Here is a 22,999-nt window from a genome sequence, read left to right as displayed (position 1 = left end):
ACCTCAGGTCATTAGAAAGCTATCCATATAGTACCACAACCTGGACCGATTCACAGCGTTCTCTCCCAAATCCTAAGAGCTTCTTCTTTTTCCCCTAGAAGATGGCAGACTAGTCCTAGCCAAAGAAAACTGTCCCTTAGCTCCGCGTTTTCTTCGATGGACTTTTCGAAATGACCTTTTGCTTCCTGAAATTCTCCTTTTGCCAGGCATACCTTGCCAAGCTGTAAGTATCCAAGCCCTCTTGCCTGTGCCGTTTCTTCTTTAAGAAGCAGTGAACAGTAGCTTTCTGCTTGCCTCCAGTCCTGCCGGGCAAGATGAACATGAACCAGTCCTGCAACAGCTAGCGGATAGCTGCCTTCTTGCTGGAGGATCTGTTCAAACACGGCTTGGGCATCTGCAAACTGCTTTCTGTGAAACAAGATCCAACCGTATGAAAACTGAAAATCAGGGTGGTTTGGAGACAGAGAAAGAGCTTTTCGAATATATTGGATCCCATCGTTCAGCCCGTCTTCATGCCATAAATTCCAGCCTAATCCATGCCAGGCAAAGGCATTGTCGGGTTCACGCTGCAAAATCATTTGATAGCACAATGCTGCGTTGCCGAATTGCCGCAGGTCTTCAAAGGTTTGAGCCACGGGCCATAGCATATCGGGGTCTTCCGTTGCTTGATAAATCTGGGTTAACGTTTGCTCGGCTTCCCGTGGTTCACCTTCCGCTTGATAGCATTTAGCTAACTGCAGCAAGACCTCCCAATCATCCTGGAACTCACTGGATAGCTTTTGCCATATCGGCTTAGCCTCCTGGTACTGGTTTAGCTTCATATGAACTAGCCCTTTATTGAAATAGGGATCACGCAGTTTAGGATAAGCCGAAATAGCTGATTCAAAATGGCTAAGAGCTTGTTCCCACTTTTCAAATCCCCCTAGAAGACAACCCTGTGCATTGAGAGCTGTTGCTTTTAACAGCCGATTTTCGGTCGTTTGGCTTAATAAGTAAAACTGATGGTCTGCTTGCTCCCATACCCCATCCATCATATAGCTAAAGGCGAGAAAAAGGCGCGCTACATCTTGATCGGGATCTTCCTTGAGGACAGCTTGGAAATGCTGAGCGGCTTGGCCGTACATCAACAAATTATAATAGCCCTGGCCTTTTCTAAACTGATGAGCAGCCTGGCCGGATAAGAAACTGACCATTTCAGGCGATGCCGGTTTTTTATCCACTTTCATGAGCTCCTGAAAGATCTTTTCAGCTACCTCATCCGACATCTCGGCAATCTCTTCATTCATTTGTCCTAGGTCGAAGTCCATAAAAGAGTGGACCTTAGGCGTATGTTCGTGTCCTTGCAGCTTTTGCTGAAGCTTCGACATTCTCTCTTCGAATAACAGCCATTGATCGAGGATATCATCACTTACTCCTCGAAGCTCCATGACTTCGTCAAGCAGTCTTTCCTTCATTTCCTGCGACGTTGCTTTCGACCACTTTTCTTCAATACCTTCCAACCGTTCTAATAACGTGCAAAAGAGGTGTTTGACTAGCATGTTTGCAAACCACCTTTTTCAAGTTTCCTCCTATTGTTACCGGAAATAAAAGAAAAATGCGGCCCATTAAAGAGCCGCATTGCCGTATTAGAAAATGGTGGCGTGAATTTCTTCACCCAGCATTTCAATGATGCGATTGTTCTCGTCCATAATCGCGACCTTTGGTTGATATCGCTTCGCTTCTTCCGTCGTAAGTTGACCATAGGAGATAATAATCACTTTATCCCCCGGTTGAACCAAACGAGCCGCCGCCCCGTTTAAGCAGATCACACCGCTTCCGCGTGGCCCGGGGATCACATAGGTCTCTAGACGAGCTCCGTTATTGTTATTGACAATTTGAACCTTTTCATTCGGGAGGATATCGACGGCATCAAGCAAGTCCGAATCAATGGTAATACTCCCTACATAGTTCAAGTTGGCTTCAGTTACTGTAGCACGGTGTATTTTTGCGGTCATCATCGTACGCAACATGCTTTTCTCTCCCTTTTTTATTCAATATGATCAGATTATCTATCAGTCGGGTCTTTCCGAAACGTACAGCTAACGCACAGATAAAGGATGAGCTCTCAAGACTCTCTAACGGTTCAAGCGATGGATAAGAAAGAAGCTCAACATAGTCGATTTCCGCTAAGGGCTCCGCCTGAATCTTTTCAAGCATGAGCTGTCTTACCTCTTGGGGTGTCCGTCCATCAAGATAAGCTTGCTCAGCTTCGCGCAAAGCCTGGCTTAAGGATAGAGCTTGTTTTCTTTCTTCTTCATTAAGATACACATTTCGCGAGCTCATCGCTAATCCATCTTTTTCCCGGACAATCGGGCATGGAACAATCTCTATAGGAAGATTGAGATCATAGACCATCTGTTGGATGACAGCCACTTGCTGAGCATCCTTCTCGCCAAAGAATGCAAAGTCCGGCTGTACCATGTTAAAGAGCTTGCAGACGACCGTAGCCACTCCGTCGAAGTGCCCTGGGCGGGAAGCGCCGCACAGGCGCTCCGTCACACCAGACACATGAATAACCGTTTTAACGGCTTGGGGATACATTTCCTCAACGGTAGGGACAAATAACAAATCAACACCTCTTGCCTCTGCCATCTGCTGGTCTCGCTCCAAGTTGCGCGGGTAACGGTCTAGATCTTCCGTTGGTCCAAATTGCAATGGATTAACAAAAATGCTCATCACCACGACATCCGCACGGTTCTTCGCGGCATCAACAAGACTCATATGGCCCTCATGCAGAAAGCCCATGGTCGGAACAAAGCCTACCGTTTGATGGTTGGCTTTGTTCTCAGCTACCCACTTGCGTAACGACTCAATGCTGTCTACAATTTTCATACGTGGCACTTCTCCCCGTAAAGTTGTCGAATCGTTTCTTCCTTCATGGAAAAACTGTGATCCAGGGAAGGGAAGGATCGTTCTTTCACCTCAGCGGCATATTGAGCGATCGCCCCTTTGATCTGTTCGCCTACCTGGGCATAGGCTTTGACAAATTTAGGAGTCAGGCTGCTTGCATATTGAACCACATCATGGAATACCAGTACTTGACCGTCACAGCCGGATCCTGCGCCGATTCCAATCGTGGGAATGCTAAGCTGATTAGAAATGAACGTGGCTAACTGATGCGGGACACATTCCATCACGATAGCAAAGGCGCCCGCTTCTTGAATGGCTAATGCATCTTCAAGCAGCTTCTCTGCTTCTTCTGCTGATCTTCCCTGAACTTTATAGCCACCGAGCTGGTGAACCGACTGAGGTGTTAATCCGATATGCCCTACGACTGGGATACCCGCCTTCACAAGCTTCTCGATTAAAGGACAGATTTCTTTTCCTCCTTCAAGCTTTACAGCCTTCGCTAGCCCTTCCTGCATGATTCTTGCCGCATTTCTCATGGTATCTTCTACGCTAAGATGATACGTCATAAAAGGCATATCCGTCACGACAAAGCTCTTTTTAGCTGCTCGGGTCACAGCCTTGGTATGGTGTATCATGTCCTCTAAGGTAACAGGAACGGTAGAATCATAACCTAAGACGACCATTCCCAACGAGTCTCCTACAAGGATCATTTCAGCTCCTGCTTCTTCTACGAGCTTCGCGGAAGGATAATCGTAAGCGGTAACCATTACGATCGGTTCCTTTGCCTTTTTCATCTCACGAAATACCGAAGTTGAATACGCTTGTTCTTTTGCCATGTGCTCCCCCATTCATCTGAGCGCAACCAAACTATAAAAACCCCTAGAGCAAAGGCCCTAAGGGTGGACATAACAATACAGAGGCATGCCGCGCCGATGCACGGTTTCTTCTGTCTCGGTCCATTAATAGGCTCAGAGCAGATTTTGATTTAGCATGCTTTCATTTCACGTTTCTTATTTACTACCAAGGTTCATTGTGCTATTCCCAATGTGGGATACAGCCAATTTTGATTTAAGTATAACAGAATACACCCAAAGTTCAACTAATTTCTATATCCGCGGAATACACTTTTTCGAGGCTTCCGTCGTCTTTCTGAACGAGAAGGACCCCATCGTCGTCAATTCCAAGGGCCATTCCTACCATAGTACCGCTCAACTGCCGGATGATGACACGCTTCCCAATTGAGATGGCATGAGACTCCCACCGGGCCTTGATCGGGGCAAATCCTTCTTCCAAATACTGCGCGTAAAGATCCTCTAACTTACCCAAAATATTCTGGATGAGCTTGACTCTTTTAACCGGCTCCCCTTTTTCTAACATGAGCGATGTGGCAATCTGGCCAATTTCTTCAGGGAATGACGGAGTGTTTACATTAATGCCCATGCCAATGATTAAATAGTTAATGCAATCGGACTCTGCATTCAACTCGGTTAAGATTCCGCAGATTTTCTTTCCGTTTAATAAGATATCGTTTGGCCATTTAATGGTCACAGGCAGTCCCGTCTCTTGACGGATGGCTTCTACCAGTGCCACAGCAGCTAGCAAGGTGAGCTGAGGACAACGGTGCAGCTCTAGCTTAGGCCGCAAGAGCAAGCTCATCGATATCCCTGTTGAGGGTGGAGAATGCCATACTCTTCCCAATCGGCCTTTTCCCCCCACTTGTTCATCCGCGATTACAACCGTCCCCTCGGGCGCACCCTCTTTGGCCAAGGCATGAGCTCGATGCTGAGTAGAATCAATTGTGGGGAAAAAGTGGACGACTTTCCCTAGGATCCGTGTATCAAGGCCGCTCATTACTTCCTCTGGGTACGGAATATCGGGAACAGCCACCAATCGGTAGCCCGATCGGCGAACCGCTTCAAATTGATAGCCTTCTACACGTAATTCTTCAATGTGCTTCCAAATCGCCGTGCGCGAGCATTGGAGAGCTTGACTGAGACTTTCCCCAGACAGGAACTCTCCCTTAGCCTCTTTAAACATTCTCAATATTTGATCCTTCATGGTTGTCATTGATCGCTCTCGCTTCCTTCAGCAGTACTTCCCGGCAGTTCGGGATGCCTTCAATGGCAGCTTTTTCAAACAGCATTTGTAACGTCTCTTTCACCCAAGGTCCTGGTGGCTTCTTATAGTTCTCTAGCAAATCTCGTCCTGTGACCTGAAGCTCCTTAGGGTGATGTAGAAACAGCTCTTCCTTCCATCGCTTCCATCGCTCGTGATCTTCATGATTATCTGATTTTAACTTCACAAGCTCACGTGCTCTTGTCACGGTTTCAAGTCCGAATTCGAGCAGAAGAACTTTCCCTTCTCGTTCCGTTAGCCTTTCCTTCTCCGCAATTTCCAAGTAGGTGAGCACCTCACTTGAGAACTTGTTGGAAAATCTCCATCGTGTAAGGAACCATCGAGCTTCTGTAAGGCTGTTCCCGTAAAATAAGGCAGCCCATCTTGAAGTCGTATCCGTGAACCGGTTAAATCGGTCTCTTCCCGGACGTTCGGAGAGACGGACAAATAACTCATGCCAATCCAGGAAAGGAAGAAGACCCTTGGTTGATAATAAATCAACCGCCTTCAACCCATCCCTTCCCTCTAGCATTTTTGAGAATTCATCACGAACCCTCTCCTTTGAGATAGTCAATAATAAGGAACCTGCCTTCATCATTGCATCCCAAGTCTTAGGCTCGATGGTCAAAGCATACCGAACGGAAAAACGAAGACCACGTAAAACGCGCAAGGCGTCTTCCTCAAATCTTTGCAACGGTTGACCTACAGCTCGAAGAAGACCATCCTTTAAATCTTGGCTCCCATGAAATGGATCAATCAAGTTGCCGAAACGGTCCATAGCCATCGCATTAATCGTAAAATCTCGACGGGAAAGATCCACCTTGATGTCTTGAACAAAAGTCACCTGATCTGGATGTCGGTGATTTAGATATTCATGGTCTTGACGAAAGGTTGTGACTTCAAACCAGTACCCTTGATAAAAGATAGTGACTGTCCCATGCTTCATTCCTGTAGGAATCACCTTAGAAAATAGGTTCATGACCTGTTCCGGAGTGGCCGAGGTGGCAATATCTATGTCATGGATAGGGAGTTGAAGCAGAGTATCCCTTACGAAACCGCCAACCTTATAGGAGGTGTAGCCCTTTTGTTCAAGTATGGCTAGTACTTCATTAGCCGCATGCTCCATGGGGGAACCTCCTTCCGGCCCCGTTTATATAATACTTAAGAGGAGGTGAGAAAAAATTGATGCGCGTGATCATGGGCGTGCTAGTTTTGCTGAGCTTGTGTATCCAATCCTTTGGGATTCGAAGATAGTCCTAAAAAGAGGAAGGTTGGGCCTGACCATAAACAACACGCTGATAAATCTCTTCATATTGCCGAGCGATTTTCTCTTGGCAAAACTCATAATACGCTCTATCCAATGAACGAGCAGAAAACAAAGAATATTGTTCTTCATCGCTAAGCAGTTCAACGATTTTACGAGCCATTCCATCAACATCGCCTATAGGCAAAAGAAAGCCTGTCTTTCCTTCTTCAACTACTTCAGGAACTCCGCCTGTCAATGTCGCTACAACAGGCTTGCCGCAAGCCATGGCTTCCAACGCAACCAAGCCAAAGCTTTCTTTCTCCGATGTAAGCAGAAGCAAGTCTGCAAGAGAATAAATACAGGCGAGGTTGTCTTGTTTTCCCATAAAGCGAACGTCCTTTAATATCCCTAACTCCTGAGCCATCTGGCGAGCAACCGAGGTGTCAGGGCCTTCCCCAATGAGCAGGAGCTTAGCCGGCAGATTCTTACGAACCTGCGCAAACACCTTGATTACATCTTGCGTTCGTTTTACTGGACGAAAATTGGATACATGAATGATGATTTTTTCCCCATGGGGAGCCATCTGCCGTTTGACCTCTTCCATATCCCGAGGGTAAAATTCCCGTTTATCAACAAAGTTATAGACTTTTTCAATCGGCTTGTCGACACCTAGCAATTGCTTCGTTTCATCAATTAAATCTTGCGAGACCGCAGTTACACAATCGCTATTTTCAATCCCAAAACGAATAATGTCACTCAACGAGCGATCATGACCCAGAACCGTAATATCTGTACCATGTAAAGTGGTTACAATCTTCAGTTGCTCTCCTACCATTTGCTTGGCAAGGTAAGCGCTGATAGCATGAGGGACAGCATAGTGAACATGCAGCAAGTCCAATTTTTCTGTTTGTGCAACTTCTGCCATACGACTTGCTAAACTCAAATCATAAGGAGGATAGCGGAACACGTTGTACCGATTAACCTCCACTTCATGGTAAAAAATGTTTGGATAAAACTTCCCCAATCGAAAAGGCATATCGGACGTAATAAAATGTACGATATGACCTCGTTCAGCCAGCAGCTTTCCCAGCTCCGTGGCAATGACTCCAGAGCCCCCGACTGTAGGATAACAGGTAATCCCTATTTTCATGGCTCGTCCCCTTAACGTAAATAGTCTAAGGAAAGGGGTACGCGTGAGCGAAAGCCTTCTGCGTAGCCCTTCCCTATTTTTTTTCCTAATATGGATTCCCTGCTGCGAAGCTGTTCAAAGTATCCGGTATTTAAGGGCGTTTCTACTCTCCCTTGAGCTGGCATGAATTGACTCTCGTAAGCTTCCAAAATGAACATCTTCTGATCATACACCTCGGTCACATCGACGCAAAAATCAGGATCATCAAAATCGTTAATATAATAATGGTAAAGCTTCGAGACTTTATGTACCTCCCCAGACTCCGGGGAAAAGCGCAGGATGCCAGCACTAAATACAGCTTCACGTACAAGCCTGCTGCACCACTCATGATCTGGATGCCGATCTTCCCAATAGGGAGCAAGAATTATGGTTGGTTTCCATTTCCGAATTACCTTAACTAATGCCTCAACGTTCTTGGTATTAATTCCAATTTCTCGGTCTGGAATCTGCAGGTTAATCCGGGTACTCGCTCCGATACGTTGGCGAGCTAGCTCAGCTTCTCTTAATCTGGTTTCGACATCACCATTGGAGGAGAGTTCAGCTAGCGTTAAGTCACAGAGCACGACGGTTTGACCCGCAGTAACATGCTTATATAATGTACCAGCTGCTCCGATTTCAATGTCGTCAGCATGAGCACCAATAGCTAGGATATCGATTGACATTTAGTTGTTCTCCTTGTATTTGTCCACCACTTCACGCCAACTAAAAAAACCAAGCTCCAACGCCTTCACAAGGAGCTCGGCCGTTGCTACATTCGTTGCCAGCGGTATTCCATAAACGTCACAAAGACGAAGCAAGGCCGTTACATCCGGTTCATGCGGCTGGGCCGTAAGGGGATCCCGGAAAAAAATAATCAGATCCAGATCTCCCGTAGTAACCAAGGCCCCGATTTGTTGATCTCCCCCAAGCGGCCCCGAGGCTAGTCGGTTAATATGCAGGCTAGTATTCTCCATAATCCTAGCACCGGTAGTCCCTGTGGAATATAACGTGTGCTGAGAGAAAATTTTCTCATACGCGATCATGAAGTTAACCATTTCATTTTTCTTTTGATCGTGAGCAATTAAGGCAATCTTCATGGCATCCTCCTTAGGGTTCCTAGTCCATTACATTTTCCAATCCATACACTAATCCTGTTAATCCCATTACTTTTTTAATGGCAAGGTTAACCCCAGGCATGAAAGATTCCCGATTCATCGAATCATGACGAATGCTGAGCGTCTGGCCCACATGACCGAACAAGACTTCTTGGTGGGCAACTAATCCGGGTAACCTTACGCTATGTATTCTAAACCCATGATAATAGGCACCTCTTGCGCCATCTAGGATTTCTTCCTCATCTGGATGACCCTGCTTCATTTCTGCTCTGGACTGTTGGATTAGTTCTGCCGTTTTAATGGCTGTACCAGAAGGAGCATCAAGCTTCTTATCGTGGTGCAGCTCAATGATTTCTACATGAGGCATGTAACGCGCTGCTTCTTTAGCAAATTTCATCATAAGGATCGCCCCGATGGCAAAATTGGGGGCGATAATGGCTCCAATCCCCTTCTCTTGGCTCAGGTTGTCCAGTTCCTGAATTTCTTCAGCAGAAAGCCCCGTCGTCCCAACCACGGGTCTAACTCCATGTAGAATGGCTAGCTCCATATTCCCTTTCACAGCTTGAGGAGTGGTTAGGTCAACAAGTACGTCCGGTTTCGTGGTGATTAATGCTTCTTCTAATGAGGTGAGGAAAGGAACACCGTTAGGGCCTTTTTCCTCACCTCTCGACTTGGGAGAACCCACTTCCGCTACGAGCTCTAATTCCGGATCTGCCAAAACCATTTTTACCGCTTCTTGACCCATTCTACCTCTTGAACCTGCTACTACGACGCGAATAGACATATGATTTTCTCCTTTATCTCTCATTAATCCTCTTGCGTGCTGCAAGCCTTCAAAAGCTCTCTCGCATCCCGATGACTGGGATCTAGCGCAAGAAGTTCTCTTAATGCACTCACGGCTTCATCCATCTTCCCTTGCTTCTTTAACAGCCAGGCATAGAGTAACCGAGATTGAGTGTTAATAGGGTCCAGCTCAATGGATTGCTCCAATAAGGGAATCACAACCATCACACTCTCACCCATCTCTACCTTGAGCAGCGCCTCCTTGGCCAATTTCCTTCCTTGCAGATAGGCATAATGCTGCTTGTATATGGGATTGCCTGGGCAGATGCGAAGGGCATGCTCCATCATTTCTAAAGCTTCTGCTAAGCTATTATTCCTGGCATAGGTGACGGATAATTTATAATAATACGATGCATTATTCGCATCACGACCGATGGCCTTCTTAAACAATTCAATGGCCTTAACATAATCCTTTTGAAAGATGGCACGGTAGGCTTCCTTAATAAACTCCTTTCCTGCGTTCATGGCTATCACATTCCTTTTTTCTGCGAATGTTCAATCATGGTACAGTATATGTACAGCCTATTAAGTCCGTGTAACCTAACTTCCATCAATCATACCAAATTATACACCGATTCCGTATCCATTGGAAATAGATGAACTAGTCTTTTCTGGTCCATCGGTTTGCGTCTCTTGTATTAAACTTGTGCATCATGCGATGAAAAGCCTCTTCTAAATCAATGTTTAAAGAATTAGCAAAGCACGTGATTATGAATAGACAGTCCGCTAATTCCATGTCAATCGAATTTTCTTTTTCATCTGCCCGTTTAGGCTTTTCTCCATAGTAATGATTGACTTCACGGGCAAGCTCGCCAGCTTCTTCCGTTAAACGAGCCATTAGCGCCAGTGGGCTGAAATACCCTTCTTTAAATTGAGAGATGTACGCATCCACCTCTGTCTGCATTTCTTTGATCGTCATTTCTTTAGACATGCGTCCCACCCTTTCTTGTAACCTTACATGTAAATAATATCCTTATTATAACACGAATGAATGAATGGACCTATTTCCTAGACAACAGCAGAACATACTAGGTATTATAGAAGTTGATTTATACTTTTTTTATTAGGTGGGCTAAAAATATGAAGCATAGACTAAAAAACGTCGTTATGATCTTACTCGGATCTGCCATCATGGGTTTTGGCATTAACTATTTCAATATCGCTAATCATTTAGCTGAAGGCGGCGTTACGGGTATTACCATTTTAACTAAATTTATTTTTAACTGGGATCCCGGACTGGTTAATTTACTTATCAACATTCCCCTCTTACTTGTCGGGTGGAAGGTTCTTGGTAAAGTTGCCTTGGCTTATACGGTTCTCGGAACCTTATCCCTGTCTTTCTTCCTGACGATCTTCGGACAATTTCGTTTGCCCCTCGAGGACTCCCTCCTTGCAGCCCTATATGCCGGTGTATCCGTTGGCGTGGGGTTGGGTATCGTCTTTCGTTTTGGAGGTACGACCGGCGGCGTCGATATTATTGCTCGGCTACTTAATAAATATAAAGGCTGGAGTATTGGAAGAACGATGTTTATAGCTGACTTCGCGGTGATTGGCATCTCTCTTATCTATCTTGACTTAACGGGTGCGATGTATACGCTCGTGGCCGTGTTTATCGGTTCCCGAGTAATCGACTTTGTTCAAGAGGGCTCCTATGCAGCCAAAGCCATAACCGTGATCTCTGAAAAGAATGATGAGATTGCCAGATTGATCATGACGGAAATGGAACGAGGGGCAACCTTGCTCAACGGAAAAGGCGGCTGGACTGGAGTAACGAAAGATGTCCTTTATTGTGTGGTAAGCCGAAATGAAACAGTTAGGCTCAAGGGACTCATCCATGAAGTGGACCCTTTTGCCTTTGTTATCGTTAATGATGTTCACGAAGTACTCGGTGAAGGCTTTACTCATGATGAACAGAAGAGACCGCTAAAAGAAGCATAACCTAACACAAAAAGCTGCCCATCCGGCCAGCTTTTTATACTATCTGCTGTTACACGCTATATCTTTGCCCCATATACATTCGCCATCCTACATAGGTTAGTACGGTCAGCAAAATTAATCCGATTAACGTGATCATCGCTACTGGTGAGTTACTGCTGATATACCAGGCAAAAGTAGGATCTTCCTGACCAAGAAAGAGATTCCCAGTCAAGCCTTTTAGTTGATCAAGTGAAGTCTCAACAGTCCCCCAATTCACTTTTTCCTGGTGAGTCTCTTGTTGAAGTATCCCATATAAGGAATCTATTTTATCCATTGTTGATGGGTTATGATTAACCGCAAAAGCAGGCTTCAAGATTAAGTAGAGCTTCATATGCTCTTGAAGAGATTTATCGAGGCTATCCGCTTCTTCTCTCTCGGAGTGATGAATCATCTTACTAATTTGCTGTAAATAAGTCATATGGAATCCCTTCCAGATCGGCTGGTGGGGATGAGTTAATGCATCGATTAAAATACGAATTTGAGTTGCGTGCCACAAGGCTTCATCTTTATCTAGCGAAGCATTCGCATAGGCTAGCTTTCCTTTAACCATAGAGTGAGACGCAAGCTCTAATGCTTTTAAACTTACGCTTTGATTTAAATCCACCTGCGTAAATCGCTGAGCCAATTCGTCGAGCTTCGCTTTCGCTGCCTCAAACTGTCCTTCCTCAGTCAACTTTAAGGCTTCCTGCGATAATCGGTCGAGATCCTTGAGCAGAATCTGTTGGGGGGATTCGGCCGTTTTCGCTGTTGCAAGCATAGGTATAGTTGATACCATCAGGAGGATGGTTATCATAAATAAAAAAAACTTCTTATCCAACGCAAACCCTCCCTTTTTGTGTACCCCTATTTCCTTGGACACAATTCTACCTTCATCTTATGGGAGGCTGGACAAGATTAGACCATTTTTCTATTTTTTTGAACCAAGTAGTAAATGATACCCAAAGAAAACAAGCTCAGAGCGAAGGTCAACCAGCCAATAGTCGGAGTATAAGGATTCAAGACTCTCGGCAGCCAAGGATGAATACCAAGCATATAGTCCATCCAATCATTCCAAGTGGTCCATATTCCTACTGCTAGAATGTGGCGGAAACGAATCGTATAGAATTTTGCATAGAGCAAGCTCTCGATTGCCATTCCTGCATGAGAAAACATCAGCATATAGTCTGTCCATTGCTTCGTTCCTCCCATCGCCCATCCTCCAATGATGACGGCTACGGCCCAAACTCCGTATTTAAAATTAGTCACAGCTGCAAAAGCTTCCAGAGTAGGAATGCTTCTCCCGATCAGTAAGGCAATTAAAAAGAACGTAAATAAAATACTTCCTGTTGGACTATCTGGAACGAAGATACGCAGCCAAACCGGAGATGTTTGTTCCAATTGATCCTTATACCAGTAGAAACCATAGATAGAGCCTAAAAAATTTATCACGATAAGGGACCATAAAAACCAAGACTGCCTCAAGGACCCCATCAACCAATGGTATACCGTAGTCATCGCATCCTCCGTAACATCCTTCATTCTTTTATACTAGGAATGACAGGATCGAATAAGAATATACTCCCTGAACGAAAAAAACTGACTGTTCGAGAACAGTCAGTTCCTTCATTTATTTCAAGCTTGCCAGATACTCAACCAATTGATCAAGTTCTTCATCAGAGCCATTGAACATTCCGCCAGACATGGCGCCACGTCCATTGACGATAACGTTCTTAATCTCATCTGCAGTAAGATGTCCGCCGACCTGCGCTAATGCAGGGCCGCCACCGCCACCCATATCTACACCGTGACATGCTTGACATGTTTGTTGCTTGGCCCATACCTCTGCACCTGGGTGATCGGTCTCAGCAGGAGCTGGGGCCGCTGGGGCAGGCGCTGCATGACTTGCATCTTTCTCCTTAGGAGGATGATGCTTATGATGCTCATCCATAGCTGCCCATGTCAAGTAAACGATAGAGATGATACCTATGAACATTAAACCAGAAGATACGGGTCTTTTCGTCCAGCGACGATCAGGTCCGCGATCCAAGAACGGAGCGAGTAGCAAGCCCCCGAACATGAGTCCCGGAATCCCCATGATACCGATTAATACCCAATCTCCAGATGCCCATGGATACTTCAACAATTGGAAAAGGAATAAGAAGTACCAGTCCGGAAGCGGAGTGAAGTCCGTATTCGTTGGATCTGCTTTATCCGTTAATGGTGATGGATGACTTACCGTTAAAATGAGGAAAGCCATTAAAGCAACCGCTGCTACCATCCATTCCTTAAGTAGAAAGTTAGGCCAGAACGGCTCATTTTTCCCTGGAAATTCCGAATAAGAAGGCGAGATGTTTGGTTCGCGCTTGGCAGGAACCCGTGAATCGCCAACGTATTCTATTGTTTTATCTTGCTTTGCCATTCTCCATGTACCCCCCTCTTAGCGATTTTACGTAAACTTCTTGTAATAGTTTGATTTTATAGAGGCCCAGAAATACCTTGTCTACGAATAATGATAAAGTGTGCCCCTAGAAGCCCTAACAATGCACCTGGCAAGAAGAATACATGAATCGCAAAGAAGCGAGCAAGCGTTTGAGCACCAAGAATTTCTCCACCAGTTAATAGATGCTTGATGAATGTACCAATGAAAGGTACTGTAGCTGCAATCTCTACCCCTACCTTAGTTGCGAAGTAAGCCGTGTTATCCCAAGGAAGTAGGTATCCTGTAAATCCAAGACCTAGCATTACAAAGAAAATTAACATCCCCACTACCCAGTTCAATTCACGCGGATGCTTATAAGATCCAGTAAAGAACACACGTAAAGTATGTAGGAACATCATAACGATAACAAGACTGGCACCCCAGTGATGCATACCGCGAATAATAACACCAAACGCTACTTCGTTTTGCAGGTAGCGAACGGATTCATAGGCGTTAATAACGTCGGGAACATAATACATCGTCAGGAACATGCCTGAAAGGATCTGAATAACGGTAATGAAGAAGGTCAATCCGCCAAAACAGTATACAAATGCGGAAAAGTGATGCGCTGGGTTTACGTGCTCAGGCACCTCATGATCGGCGATATCCCGCCACATCGGCGTAATATTGAGGCGCTCATCGACCCAGTCGTAGATTTGCTTAATCATTTAGTTTACGCCCCTCCTAAACAGGATTTGGTTCTGGTTTACCCAGATAAAGTTTTCCTTCCTTCACTTCGTACGCATACTTATCGAGCGGCGCAAGTGGAGGAGTATTGGGAACGTTCTTCCCGTTTTTCTCGTAGAAACCGAAGTGACATGGACAAAAGAAGTGATTTTCCTTACTTGGTTCCGTATTCCATTGAACCGTACAGCCCAAATGCTTACAGATCGGCGATAAGGCAATGATATTATCCCCTTCTGTATACACCCAAGCGGACAGTGGAATTTCAGTCTTGTACCAACCATCTGTCACTTTGACTTTAAAGTCAAAACGTTGCGGCTCGCTCGTTAACTGATCTACAGTCGTTACAGCTACCATGTCTCCTCCGCCTGCATCTGCCTTCAAGGCAGGGTCCAAGGCAAAACGAGCCATCGGGGTGATCATCCCTGCAGCTAAAAAGCCACCAGTACCCATGAGCATGTAGTTCAAAAACGTCCGCCTGGAAATGTCTTTCTTACTCATTTCTCTCTGACCTCCTATCCTTCTAATTGAAAAAGTCCGTACGGACCACAGAATAATACACACTGAAACTAGGACATTTCAATGATAGCGAAATAGAACGAAGAGTGTCAAGACTATCTTGTAGACGACATACAAAGTATTCGAGTTTGAAAAGGTTTTGTGAACATTTTATGTCTTCTCTTGACACCGATACTTCACTTACTTGAGAATAAGGCATTTCCATAGATAGTTTGTCCTTCCAAACCTTGGGCAATACCAAAGAAAACTATTTTTTCCACAGCTCCATTATTTTTTGTGTCAATTTTTTTCCTTCCTTTACCATCACGGAAAGATCCTCTTCGTCTTCTTTCCGCTCTAAGAAATAAGCAGAAAAATTCAATCCTGCTAAACTTTTCTCCATTGATTCTTCGGTTGTAACAAAAAGTACATGGGGGAATGAATCGGCTTGAAAAGGTGGTATACTCTCAGTCTCCTGCTTCAATAAGTAAAGGGTGGGGAACAGAACGATTCTTCCCGTCAGCTGCCTTTCCGCGTACACGCAAATCTCTTCCATCCATCTCTGCTCCTGCACCTTAGCTACGCCTAACTCACTTGGGGATAGATAATAGATGGGAATGAGAGCCGTATCGATGTATTCCTTTGCCCCTTCATATGTTTTCATATCTTCTAATGTCCATCTCATAAGAAGTCTCCTCCTTGGTTCTATAAAAGGTACAGAAAAAAACTCGGGGTCTCCGAGTTTTCGTTACTTAAGTATTTTCATGGAATTAAAGGATGTTGTCAACTCTCTAGTTCCAACTCGAGTGCTCTAAGCTCATTCCACTCTCTTGAAAGAATAAAAAATTGATCGGAGTTCCCCTCTTGAAGGGAGTGGTCGATTTCTGCATAGAGCGTCTTTAATCGCTGCTTTCGAATCGCTTTATCCATGACAATCTCCGCAATCAAACTCATTACATCCTCTTGCGAGACACGTTGCCCTTCCATAGGTCTTCCCTCCAATACTGCCAGATACTGTGGACATAACAGCCGATCCTTAAAATAAAGGGAGATATAAACATCTTCTTCTGGGTTTAGTCGAACATCATGAAAGGCTCTTTCCACATCGTAGTAAATCTTAGACTGCTTTTGAAATTGAAATGGAGTGGCCTGTGAACAAAGAGTTGAAATGATCATGGTTTTTTCCCGGTTGCGAAGATCATCTGTAAAATGAACTTTCTCCAATAGACGTTCATCCGACAACATATAATTGAACAGCCATGTGCCTTCTTTTTTCTTCAGTTGATATTTAGTCAAGAACCAGCGAATAAATTCTTTTTTGGCAGATACGGATACAGCTGCTTCACCCACAAACAAAAACCTCCTCTATAAAAAGTTCACAATTTTCGGATTTTTATATTTAAGGCTTTTCTACTTTTCGATCTAAAACAATATCCTTCATTACATACCCTTCGACAGATTCCAGAAGATTCCTGCCGATCGTCGTTGTCTGAAAGCCCCAGACCTCTTCTTCAAGTAATCCTTTGCGGAGCAGTCCTAAATGAACCATCATTTTTAATATTCGATTTCTTGCAATACTTTCTTCTTTATCGTAATAATATGATCGAATCTTGGTTCCTAGCATCTCCACCAAGACCTCCTCGCTTACCCAAGCTTCCGCTGCTTTCCCAATCAGACGGGCGAACATGGGCAGTCCACTGATCGGTCTTTTATAGACCCGAAGCCAGAACTTATACAACTCTGTAGAGAGAACCTCATGGGGGAGCTGCCGAGCTTCTTCCGCTTGGGGGGTTAGCCAAAGACAAGCTCCTGGGTCTTCCTTTAGATACCCTCTATAGTAGCAAAAGTCATAGAGTAGAGAGAACCGATCTGGGTATTCCCGAAAATGCCTTCCGTAACCAAATCGCCACCCCCCTTTTTCAACAAGTTCTTCTTGAACAGCCATCAGTTCCATGATTTGCTGTTGATTGCGCTTGTATATGACACCCTCTGATGTAAGGGGAGGCTGATGCCGCTCGATATAAGTTAATAGCTGCTGGAGATCTTGAACCAGAGCATATCCCTCATCGCGATAAAAACTTGGCTCCTGGTATTTAGGCTGATCTCCCAGCTCCATTCTTAAAATGAGCTTTGCCCAGCGCTGTCTCATATCCTCTGGAACTTGGAAGGAAGATCCTGCATTCTTCGATAACCCTCTAAAAATCCAACCCTTCTTCAAAGCTACCGATACCAGTTTCCTATACGTATCTCGGTCCAAGTCCTGAATATAGGAAAATTTGGCTTTTGCTCTAAGATCTTCGAGCGTAAAGCTCGTTCTCGAGTCAAAAACGATATACATCAAAAAATGAAGCTCTTCCTTCTTCAACGTCTCTAGTTGCTCCGTAATGTTTGAATCCCTCTTAATAGAGGTAAGTAAAGATTGGATAAGTTCATTTTTAGAATTGATGTTACAATCACAAGCATAGGTGCTCGCCAATTGGTGAAGCTGATCGATGTCGGCATAGCTTAGCATTTCTGCGAGCCTCATATCTGCTTCCCTCCCTTCCTCCTAGCTCCATTATTAACCGATCTCACGATCCCTTATACCCTGAGCGAACGCAAATTATTCAAAATCGATTTACATAGAAAAAAACAAACCGCTTCATGCGCAGCCAAGAGCTACGAAGCGGTTTGTGATCTTTATATTTAGTTCAATTTACCCTGCCATTCCAAGGCAACCTCGTGCTCTTCGTTAGCCGAAAGTAATTGCTGAACATACTTCCTGGCAGCGTCCAGTTCTCCCTGTGCATAATGAATCTCCACAAGCTTGAGCAGAATGGCTTCATCCTGGTCCTGCAGGTCCAGGGCTTTCATGAGAGCTTGTCTAGCCTCATCCTGTCGATCGAGACGAAGAAAAGCCTCTGCTTGAACCTGATAGGCTCCAACATGACTAGCATCTAGCTGGAGCAGCTCCTCTGCATACTCAATTGCTTCCTCGGTCTGATGGAGCTGCAGCGCCGTTGCAGAAAGACCGAATAAAGCATCGGGACTCGGGTCCGTAGTCCAGCACTGGAGAAATTGTCGATAGGCATCTTCAAAATTCCCCATTTGGCTCCATAATCTCGCTTGAACCAGCCTTACCTGCCCTTCAAGCTCTGTTCCAATCAACTGGTCTAAATGGGCTTGTGCCTTCTCTAGTTCTCCAAGCTGCAGATACAAGTCACTAAGGATCAATCTCACATCTTCTTGATCTGATTCGAGATCCAATATATTTTCAAGATGTCGACAAGCGATCTCCGGCAAGTCCTGCATGAGATAGATATCTGCAAGTAGTAGAGATGCTCTTGTATAATCCGGCTCAAGGTCAATGCAAGAGAAAAGCTCCTCCATCGCTTCATCCAACTCGCCCAAATCAATCATAATTTCCGCTTTAAGCGTTCTTGCTTCAATCTGCATATCCGTGGTGAGCTCGTCAAAATAATCTTGTAACTCCTCTAGCAGAGCTCGTGCGGTATCTGCATGACCCAAATCATAAAACACGTCAGCCAATATAAGCTGTAAATCCGGTTGGCCTTCCGCTTCTCCCATCAAAAACTGCAGAATGGACAAGCCTTCATTCACTTGCCCTCCTCGAATCTTCTCCATCGCTTGATCTATTTGATCATAGATTCCACCATACACGTACATTCCCCCTTAAAAACGACAAAACCGTCCCAAACTTAAGAACGGCTTAACTGTTTATGCTCTCGACAACCAGCTCATCGTTACTACCGTAACCATTATTCCTAAAAACGCAGCAACTAAACCCTTATTAGGAGGTGAATACGAGCTATGATCCAAGTTTAAAGGATCACCGATACTCGCAATCAGCTTGTACCTGAAATCCGTATCTTCCCCCTTAGGAGAAGAATTAGCGACCAGTTGGTCAAAGCCTATCACCATTCGTGATGATGACAGCTCCTTCCATTCGACTTGGCCTTGCTCCGTAGCTGACGTCTGCTCCCAGTGGAACGTCGCATAGGCAAGAACCCCAAACACAAGCAGGAAAATAACCGACATCGTCGTCATCCATCTCTTCACAGAGGGAGAAAGAGCAAAAACGTGTGCAGTTATCGGAAACGTCCACTTATCCTCTCGGGCTAAGCGAGTCATCACACCTTCCGAAAGGGAAGGTGCCGTCTCTGGCACTGGCAGGCTCGAAAAGTCCATCTGAAACAGCTTACTGCTCTCCTTCCAGATGATATACTCCATCTTGCAGTCCTGACAATGCTGAAGATGCTGCTTCATCGCCTTCATCGAATGCTCGGGTAGTGTCTGATCGACATAGCCTGCCATCAAATGAATGGCGTCCGAACATCTCATGTATTAGTCATCCCCTTGGCTTCCTCCCACTGGGCTTCGGAAAAATAAGATTCTAACTGAGTCTTAATGCTGCTCCTGGCTCGGAAAAGAAGGGACTTAACAGAGCTTACCGTAGAATCCAATATGTCAGCAATCTCCTTGTAATCTTTGTCCTCGTACTCTCTTAGGATTAAGGCGTGACGTTGCTTCTCGGGTAAGCCCTCGATCGCTAAGCGTACTAGCTTCTCTCTCTCTGTACGAAGGAGTTCATATTCTGGCAGGCGGTCCAGCGATGTGATCGGATCCACCTTACTGTCTTCAATATAGATTTCAGAATTGCGACTTTTGCGAAGTTCACTTAATACCGTATTCCGGGCTATCGTATACAACCATGTGGAAAAGGAAGCTTCCACATCTCGGAAGGACTGTAAGCTGCGGAACGCTTTATAGAAAGTTTCTTGGCAGAGATCCTCGGCCATATGATCTAAGTGAGTATTATTTAACATATGTACAATAAAAGCAAGAAGTCTTTTTTCGTATCGTTTTATAATTTCAGAGTAGTATTCTACCTGACCATCCTTAATTTCACGGATCAATTGTGAATCAGTCATCATTCTCTCCAACCCCCTTGGCAAACTGAACATTTTTGCGCTGTTCTCTCTACTTCATTATGACGTAACTTGAAGCAAAAAGGTTTCAACAAATATGTGAAAAGGATGATTCTATTGATCCTTATTTCTTCTCAATCATCAAATTCGTCACATCCCGCCATTTTCCTGCAAAAAAAACAAAAATATATCTTCCAATTTATGACGTGAGGTTGTCATGATTGGAAGATATAAATTGAAGCTTAAAAACCATATGCATAGGTTCGGTTAGCGCTTAAAAACTGGCTTTTCCCTGCCCTCTCTCCCGATTCGATCCACTCACCCTTTCGCATGACCCTTGGTACTAATGCCGCACCTGCTTGATCTACTAGCTGACTCCTCTCTAGCAAAACAAGATCAGCATCTGCTCCCACATGTAAAGAACCTTTCATCGGGAAAACACCAAATACCTTGGCTGGAACACGAGATCGAATATGGGCCAGGATGGATAGATACCGAACAATCTCTTCTTCTTTGACTAACTTTGGCAAGATCGTTTCCTGTTCCTCCAACCAATAAGACCTCATATCCAAAGGATCCAGTTTTTTCATTTGCTTTGCCCACGCCAGCCTGCCTTCATCTGTGACCTTTATGATCGTTCGGGATCTTCCAACCTTCTTTATTCGACCATAAGGTACAATGAAGGGGATTGACAGACCAGCCAAACTTCTGTATTCATCCGCTTCGAGTTCCAGGACTATCCCAGCACGCTGAATCCGCTCCTCCCAAATTCGCCAGTCTAGTTTTTGTTCCACTCGAAGGACTTTCACTCGATTTTGATCTAATCGCTCCAGCAACTCTTTCGTCAATGAGGCCAACGAAACCCGAAATACATAATCCGTACATTCTTCCCCCTGATTCTGGTTCCAATCTCCTAAATCGGCCGTCTCACTCCAATGGATTTTTTTTATCTTGGTCGTTACCCCTTGAGCTAAAGTCCCCTCTTCAGAAATAAACCCTGGGAGAACATATTGGGATGAACCATCAATTTGGCGTTCTCCCCCCATCGGACGAATGCCGCTTCTAATCTCTTGAATTTTACCACTATGAATCAAAACGTCCTCAACTTTTGGACCTCCGGCATAAATCAGCGTGGCCCCGCGAATTAATGTTTTCATACACGTCCCACCCTCATCTTTTTTCGCTGCTCTATCCATCGAGTATCCTCGTCTACAATTTCGATTTTTCGCCCGATGCTTAAAAAAACAAAGCTTGCAATGATCGCAAAAATATCTGTCCAAGGGTAAACCATAAACAGCAGCCTTGTCGGCTCTGCCATGAGACCGCACCACCCTTCCGCAAACACTCGCGCCACCCCAAGCAGAGGACGGGCATCTGACACTTCTTGCAAGAAAGCATGGAGAGCAAAAGGGAGCTGGATAATAAAGTGAAGAAGTAAATGTTTCGATACATCTATATGAAACACATGCTTACCTAAGTACCCCAATACAATGAACAGGAGAAACGTGACCCCTCCAAACGCCATGATCATCACTTCATACAGCCTGGATACAAGATCGGTTTGCGGGAAAAGCCGCCATAAGGTAAAGGGAATAACCCAGAGCTTGACCAGAACCATTGCAGAAAGTAGTCCTGTGGAAAAAAATAAATATCCAAGGTATCGATTCAAAATTCCCTTTCCTCCTTTGTCCGTGTCCACACTTTGCTAAAAGATATGAAGAAAATAGGAAAAAGATGACAAGCCTAGGTCATTAACACGGAAATTGTCATCTTTTTTTCAGCTTGGTTTAAGGTTGAAGGGATTTAATAAAGATAGATAGTAAAGAAAAACAGGAGGGATTAACCATGTCGAATAAGCCAATCAAAACAGCCCTACTCTCATTTCTGGCAGGGACCTTATTAACAGGAAGCTTCTGGTTAGGGGTGGAGAACGCCTCCTATTTCAAGGATCAAACCGAAACCATTCCAAGCCAGTCTAGTGTATCCACCCCCGTTTCTGCCGTGCAGCAAGCTGCCTTTCTTGAATCCAATAATCCAAATGTCATAGCCAAAATGGTAGAAGAGGTCGGGCCTGCGGTTGTCAAAATTGAAACCGAATCTTCCCAAAAAACGTCTCTATCCGAACGAGATTTGTTCTTTCGGCAGTTTTTCGGAGGAGACTATCCGCTTAGCCAACCGGAGCAGCGCAGAGAAGGACTGGGTTCGGGTTTCATTATCAGTAAAGATGGTTATATCTTGACTAACCACCACGTGGTGGAAGGGGCGCAGACCATCCGAGTGAATATTGTCGGCGCGGAAAAAAAATATGTAGCCAAGATTATCGGGCAAGATCCAGAGCTCGATTTGGCTGTCCTAAAGATCGACCCTGATCAAAACCTCCCCGTTCTCAAGATGGGAGATTCTGATCAAATCCGGGTAGGCGAATGGACTGTCGCGATCGGAAATCCTTATGGGCTTGATCATAGCGTAACGGTAGGAGTTTTAAGTGCCAAGCAAAGACCGCTGAACATCGGTCAAGCAAAATTTAAAAATCTTCTACAAACAGACGCCTCTATTAATCCCGGAAACAGCGGAGGTCCGCTTCTTAACCTGGACGGAGAAGTGATCGGCATTAACACGGCAATCAATGCCGAAGCGCAAGGCATCGGATTTGCCATTCCTATCAACACCGTCCAGGAAGTCCTTGAAGACTTGATCCATAAAGGAAAAGTGTCGCGCCCTTGGTTAGGCGTTTCTATCCAGGACTTGACTCCCGAACTGGCCAAATATTTTGATGTGGACATGAAAGAGGGTGTCGTGATAGGATACGTCGCTACAGGAAGTCCGGCAGAAAAAGCGGGTCTCAAACAAGGAGATATCGTAATTGAGCTCGATAAACAAAAAATGACGAGCAGCGACCAATTTGTTAAAGCCATTGCAGACACCAAGGCAGGCTCCAGCCACACCTTGCTGATCATGCGCAATGGAGAGTTTAAAAGTGTGACTGTCATCATTGGAGAAAAAAATTATAATAGTAATTAATTAGATAAGCCTCAGGTCGTTCGTGACCCGAGGCTTCCTTTCCATAAGGCGGTGAAT

27 protein-coding genes are annotated in these 22,999 nt (G+C 44.9%); 2 read left to right on the top strand and 25 right to left on the bottom strand.

All coding sequences use genetic code 11. The annotated features are described in order from the left end of the window. Window positions 1-50: 50 nt before the first annotated feature. From EIZ58_RS02865 to EIZ58_RS02810, 12 genes are all read right to left on the bottom strand, one after another. Window positions 51-1,538 (bottom strand): tetratricopeptide repeat protein, encoded by a 1,488-nt coding sequence (locus tag EIZ58_RS02865; RefSeq protein WP_134699009.1) that lies wholly within the window; start codon window positions 1,536-1,538, stop codon window positions 51-53. Between the two features lie 87 nt (window positions 1,539-1,625). Next, window positions 1,626-2,009, bottom strand: coding sequence for an aspartate 1-decarboxylase (panD, locus tag EIZ58_RS02860; RefSeq protein WP_134699008.1), 384 nt, complete (start codon window positions 2,007-2,009; stop codon window positions 1,626-1,628). Then, window positions 1,960-2,871, bottom strand: a complete 912-nt coding sequence (panC, locus tag EIZ58_RS02855) for a pantoate--beta-alanine ligase (protein ID WP_134699007.1) — start codon at window positions 2,869-2,871, stop codon at window positions 1,960-1,962. The genes panD and panC overlap by 50 nt, the downstream gene beginning before the upstream one ends. Further along, window positions 2,868-3,725, bottom strand: coding sequence for a 3-methyl-2-oxobutanoate hydroxymethyltransferase (panB, locus tag EIZ58_RS02850; protein WP_134699006.1), 858 nt, complete (start codon window positions 3,723-3,725; stop codon window positions 2,868-2,870). Before panB ends, panC begins: the two co-directional genes overlap by 4 nt. 259 nt (window positions 3,726-3,984) lie before the next feature. Then, on the bottom strand, window positions 3,985-4,947 hold the full coding sequence (locus EIZ58_RS02845; RefSeq protein ID WP_240688920.1) for a biotin--[acetyl-CoA-carboxylase] ligase: 963 nt from the start codon (window positions 4,945-4,947) through the stop codon (window positions 3,985-3,987). Continuing rightward, a complete protein-coding gene (locus tag EIZ58_RS02840) occupies window positions 4,919-6,130 on the bottom strand; it encodes a CCA tRNA nucleotidyltransferase (protein WP_134699004.1) in 1,212 nt (403 codons plus the stop codon). The genes EIZ58_RS02845 and EIZ58_RS02840 overlap by 29 nt, the downstream gene beginning before the upstream one ends. 130 nt (window positions 6,131-6,260) lie before the next feature. Continuing rightward, a complete protein-coding gene (gene bshA, locus EIZ58_RS02835; RefSeq protein WP_134699003.1) occupies window positions 6,261-7,400 on the bottom strand; it encodes an N-acetyl-alpha-D-glucosaminyl L-malate synthase BshA in 1,140 nt (379 codons plus the stop codon). An 11-nt stretch (window positions 7,401-7,411) separates the two neighbouring features. Beyond that, on the bottom strand, window positions 7,412-8,101 hold the full coding sequence (gene bshB1, locus EIZ58_RS02830; protein WP_134699002.1) for a bacillithiol biosynthesis deacetylase BshB1: 690 nt from the start codon (window positions 8,099-8,101) through the stop codon (window positions 7,412-7,414). After that, a complete protein-coding gene (mgsA, locus tag EIZ58_RS02825) occupies window positions 8,102-8,515 on the bottom strand; it encodes a methylglyoxal synthase (RefSeq protein ID WP_134699001.1) in 414 nt (137 codons plus the stop codon). 19 nt (window positions 8,516-8,534) lie between these two features. Further along, complete coding sequence (dapB, locus tag EIZ58_RS02820) at window positions 8,535-9,317, bottom strand: 4-hydroxy-tetrahydrodipicolinate reductase (protein ID WP_134699000.1); 783 nt, start codon at window positions 9,315-9,317, stop codon at window positions 8,535-8,537. Between the two features lie 23 nt (window positions 9,318-9,340). Further along, a complete protein-coding gene (locus EIZ58_RS02815; protein ID WP_134698999.1) occupies window positions 9,341-9,841 on the bottom strand; it encodes a tetratricopeptide repeat protein in 501 nt (166 codons plus the stop codon). A 136-nt stretch (window positions 9,842-9,977) separates the two neighbouring features. Then, window positions 9,978-10,307, bottom strand: coding sequence for a nucleotide pyrophosphohydrolase (locus tag EIZ58_RS02810; RefSeq protein ID WP_134698998.1), 330 nt, complete (start codon window positions 10,305-10,307; stop codon window positions 9,978-9,980). Between the two features lie 149 nt (window positions 10,308-10,456). Here EIZ58_RS02810 and EIZ58_RS02805 point away from each other — a divergent pair, with 149 nt between their 5' ends. Then, complete coding sequence (locus EIZ58_RS02805; RefSeq protein WP_134698997.1) at window positions 10,457-11,314, top strand: YitT family protein; 858 nt, start codon at window positions 10,457-10,459, stop codon at window positions 11,312-11,314. 49 nt (window positions 11,315-11,363) lie between these two features. Here the strand turns inward: EIZ58_RS02805 and EIZ58_RS02800 are convergent, their stop codons facing one another. From EIZ58_RS02800 to EIZ58_RS02740, 13 genes are all read right to left on the bottom strand, one after another. Next, window positions 11,364-12,170, bottom strand: a complete 807-nt coding sequence (locus EIZ58_RS02800; RefSeq protein ID WP_134698996.1) for a sporulation protein YpjB — start codon at window positions 12,168-12,170, stop codon at window positions 11,364-11,366. Between the two features lie 77 nt (window positions 12,171-12,247). Further along, on the bottom strand, window positions 12,248-12,871 hold the full coding sequence (locus EIZ58_RS02795) for a DUF1405 domain-containing protein (RefSeq protein ID WP_370297598.1): 624 nt from the start codon (window positions 12,869-12,871) through the stop codon (window positions 12,248-12,250). 88 nt (window positions 12,872-12,959) lie between these two features. Further along, complete coding sequence (locus tag EIZ58_RS02790; RefSeq protein WP_134698994.1) at window positions 12,960-13,751, bottom strand: menaquinol-cytochrome c reductase cytochrome b/c subunit; 792 nt, start codon at window positions 13,749-13,751, stop codon at window positions 12,960-12,962. 56 nt (window positions 13,752-13,807) lie between these two features. Further along, window positions 13,808-14,479 carry a menaquinol-cytochrome c reductase cytochrome b subunit gene (gene qcrB, locus EIZ58_RS02785; RefSeq protein WP_134698993.1) on the bottom strand — a complete coding sequence of 224 codons (672 nt, stop codon included), beginning with the start codon at window positions 14,477-14,479 and terminating at the stop codon, window positions 13,808-13,810. Window positions 14,480-14,495: 16 nt separating this feature from the next. Continuing rightward, window positions 14,496-14,996, bottom strand: a complete 501-nt coding sequence (locus tag EIZ58_RS02780; protein ID WP_134698992.1) for a Rieske (2Fe-2S) protein — start codon at window positions 14,994-14,996, stop codon at window positions 14,496-14,498. 265 nt (window positions 14,997-15,261) lie between these two features. After that, window positions 15,262-15,678, bottom strand: a complete 417-nt coding sequence (locus EIZ58_RS02775; RefSeq protein ID WP_134698991.1) for a DUF2487 family protein — start codon at window positions 15,676-15,678, stop codon at window positions 15,262-15,264. Between the two features lie 98 nt (window positions 15,679-15,776). Beyond that, entirely contained in the window at window positions 15,777-16,343 is a 567-nt protein-coding gene (locus EIZ58_RS02770) for a ReoY family proteolytic degradation factor (protein ID WP_167577450.1), read from the bottom strand. A gap of 49 nt (window positions 16,344-16,392) precedes the next feature. Further along, window positions 16,393-17,520 (bottom strand): hypothetical protein, encoded by a 1,128-nt coding sequence (locus EIZ58_RS02765; RefSeq protein WP_134698989.1) that lies wholly within the window; start codon window positions 17,518-17,520, stop codon window positions 16,393-16,395. 158 nt (window positions 17,521-17,678) lie between these two features. After that, the gene (locus EIZ58_RS02760; protein WP_167577449.1) at window positions 17,679-18,653 is read right to left on the bottom strand and encodes a tetratricopeptide repeat protein; all 975 of its coding nucleotides are present in this window, start codon (window positions 18,651-18,653) and stop codon (window positions 17,679-17,681) included. Between the two features lie 57 nt (window positions 18,654-18,710). Continuing rightward, window positions 18,711-19,334: an anti-sigma factor family protein gene (locus tag EIZ58_RS02755; protein ID WP_134698987.1), complete on the bottom strand. Its 624-nt coding sequence runs from the start codon at window positions 19,332-19,334 to the stop codon at window positions 18,711-18,713. Further along, the gene (locus EIZ58_RS02750) at window positions 19,331-19,924 is read right to left on the bottom strand and encodes an RNA polymerase sigma factor (protein WP_134699608.1); all 594 of its coding nucleotides are present in this window, start codon (window positions 19,922-19,924) and stop codon (window positions 19,331-19,333) included. The genes EIZ58_RS02755 and EIZ58_RS02750 overlap by 4 nt, the downstream gene beginning before the upstream one ends. Before the next feature lie 239 nt (window positions 19,925-20,163). Then, a complete protein-coding gene (locus EIZ58_RS02745) occupies window positions 20,164-21,078 on the bottom strand; it encodes a hypothetical protein (RefSeq protein ID WP_134698986.1) in 915 nt (304 codons plus the stop codon). Beyond that, window positions 21,075-21,590: a hypothetical protein gene (locus EIZ58_RS02740; protein WP_134698985.1), complete on the bottom strand. Its 516-nt coding sequence runs from the start codon at window positions 21,588-21,590 to the stop codon at window positions 21,075-21,077. Before EIZ58_RS02740 ends, EIZ58_RS02745 begins: the two co-directional genes overlap by 4 nt. A 176-nt stretch (window positions 21,591-21,766) precedes the next feature. Here EIZ58_RS02740 and EIZ58_RS02735 point away from each other — a divergent pair, with 176 nt between their 5' ends. Continuing rightward, entirely contained in the window at window positions 21,767-22,942 is a 1,176-nt protein-coding gene (locus EIZ58_RS02735) for a trypsin-like peptidase domain-containing protein (protein WP_134698984.1), read from the top strand. Window positions 22,943-22,999 lie beyond the last annotated feature (57 nt).

The organism is Ammoniphilus sp. YIM 78166 (assembly GCF_004522215.1).
Lineage (GTDB): Bacteria > Bacillota > Bacilli > Aneurinibacillales > RAOX-1 > YIM-78166.
Note: the sequence above shows the minus strand (reverse complement) of the source record. Positions and strands in the feature narration are given on the sequence as shown.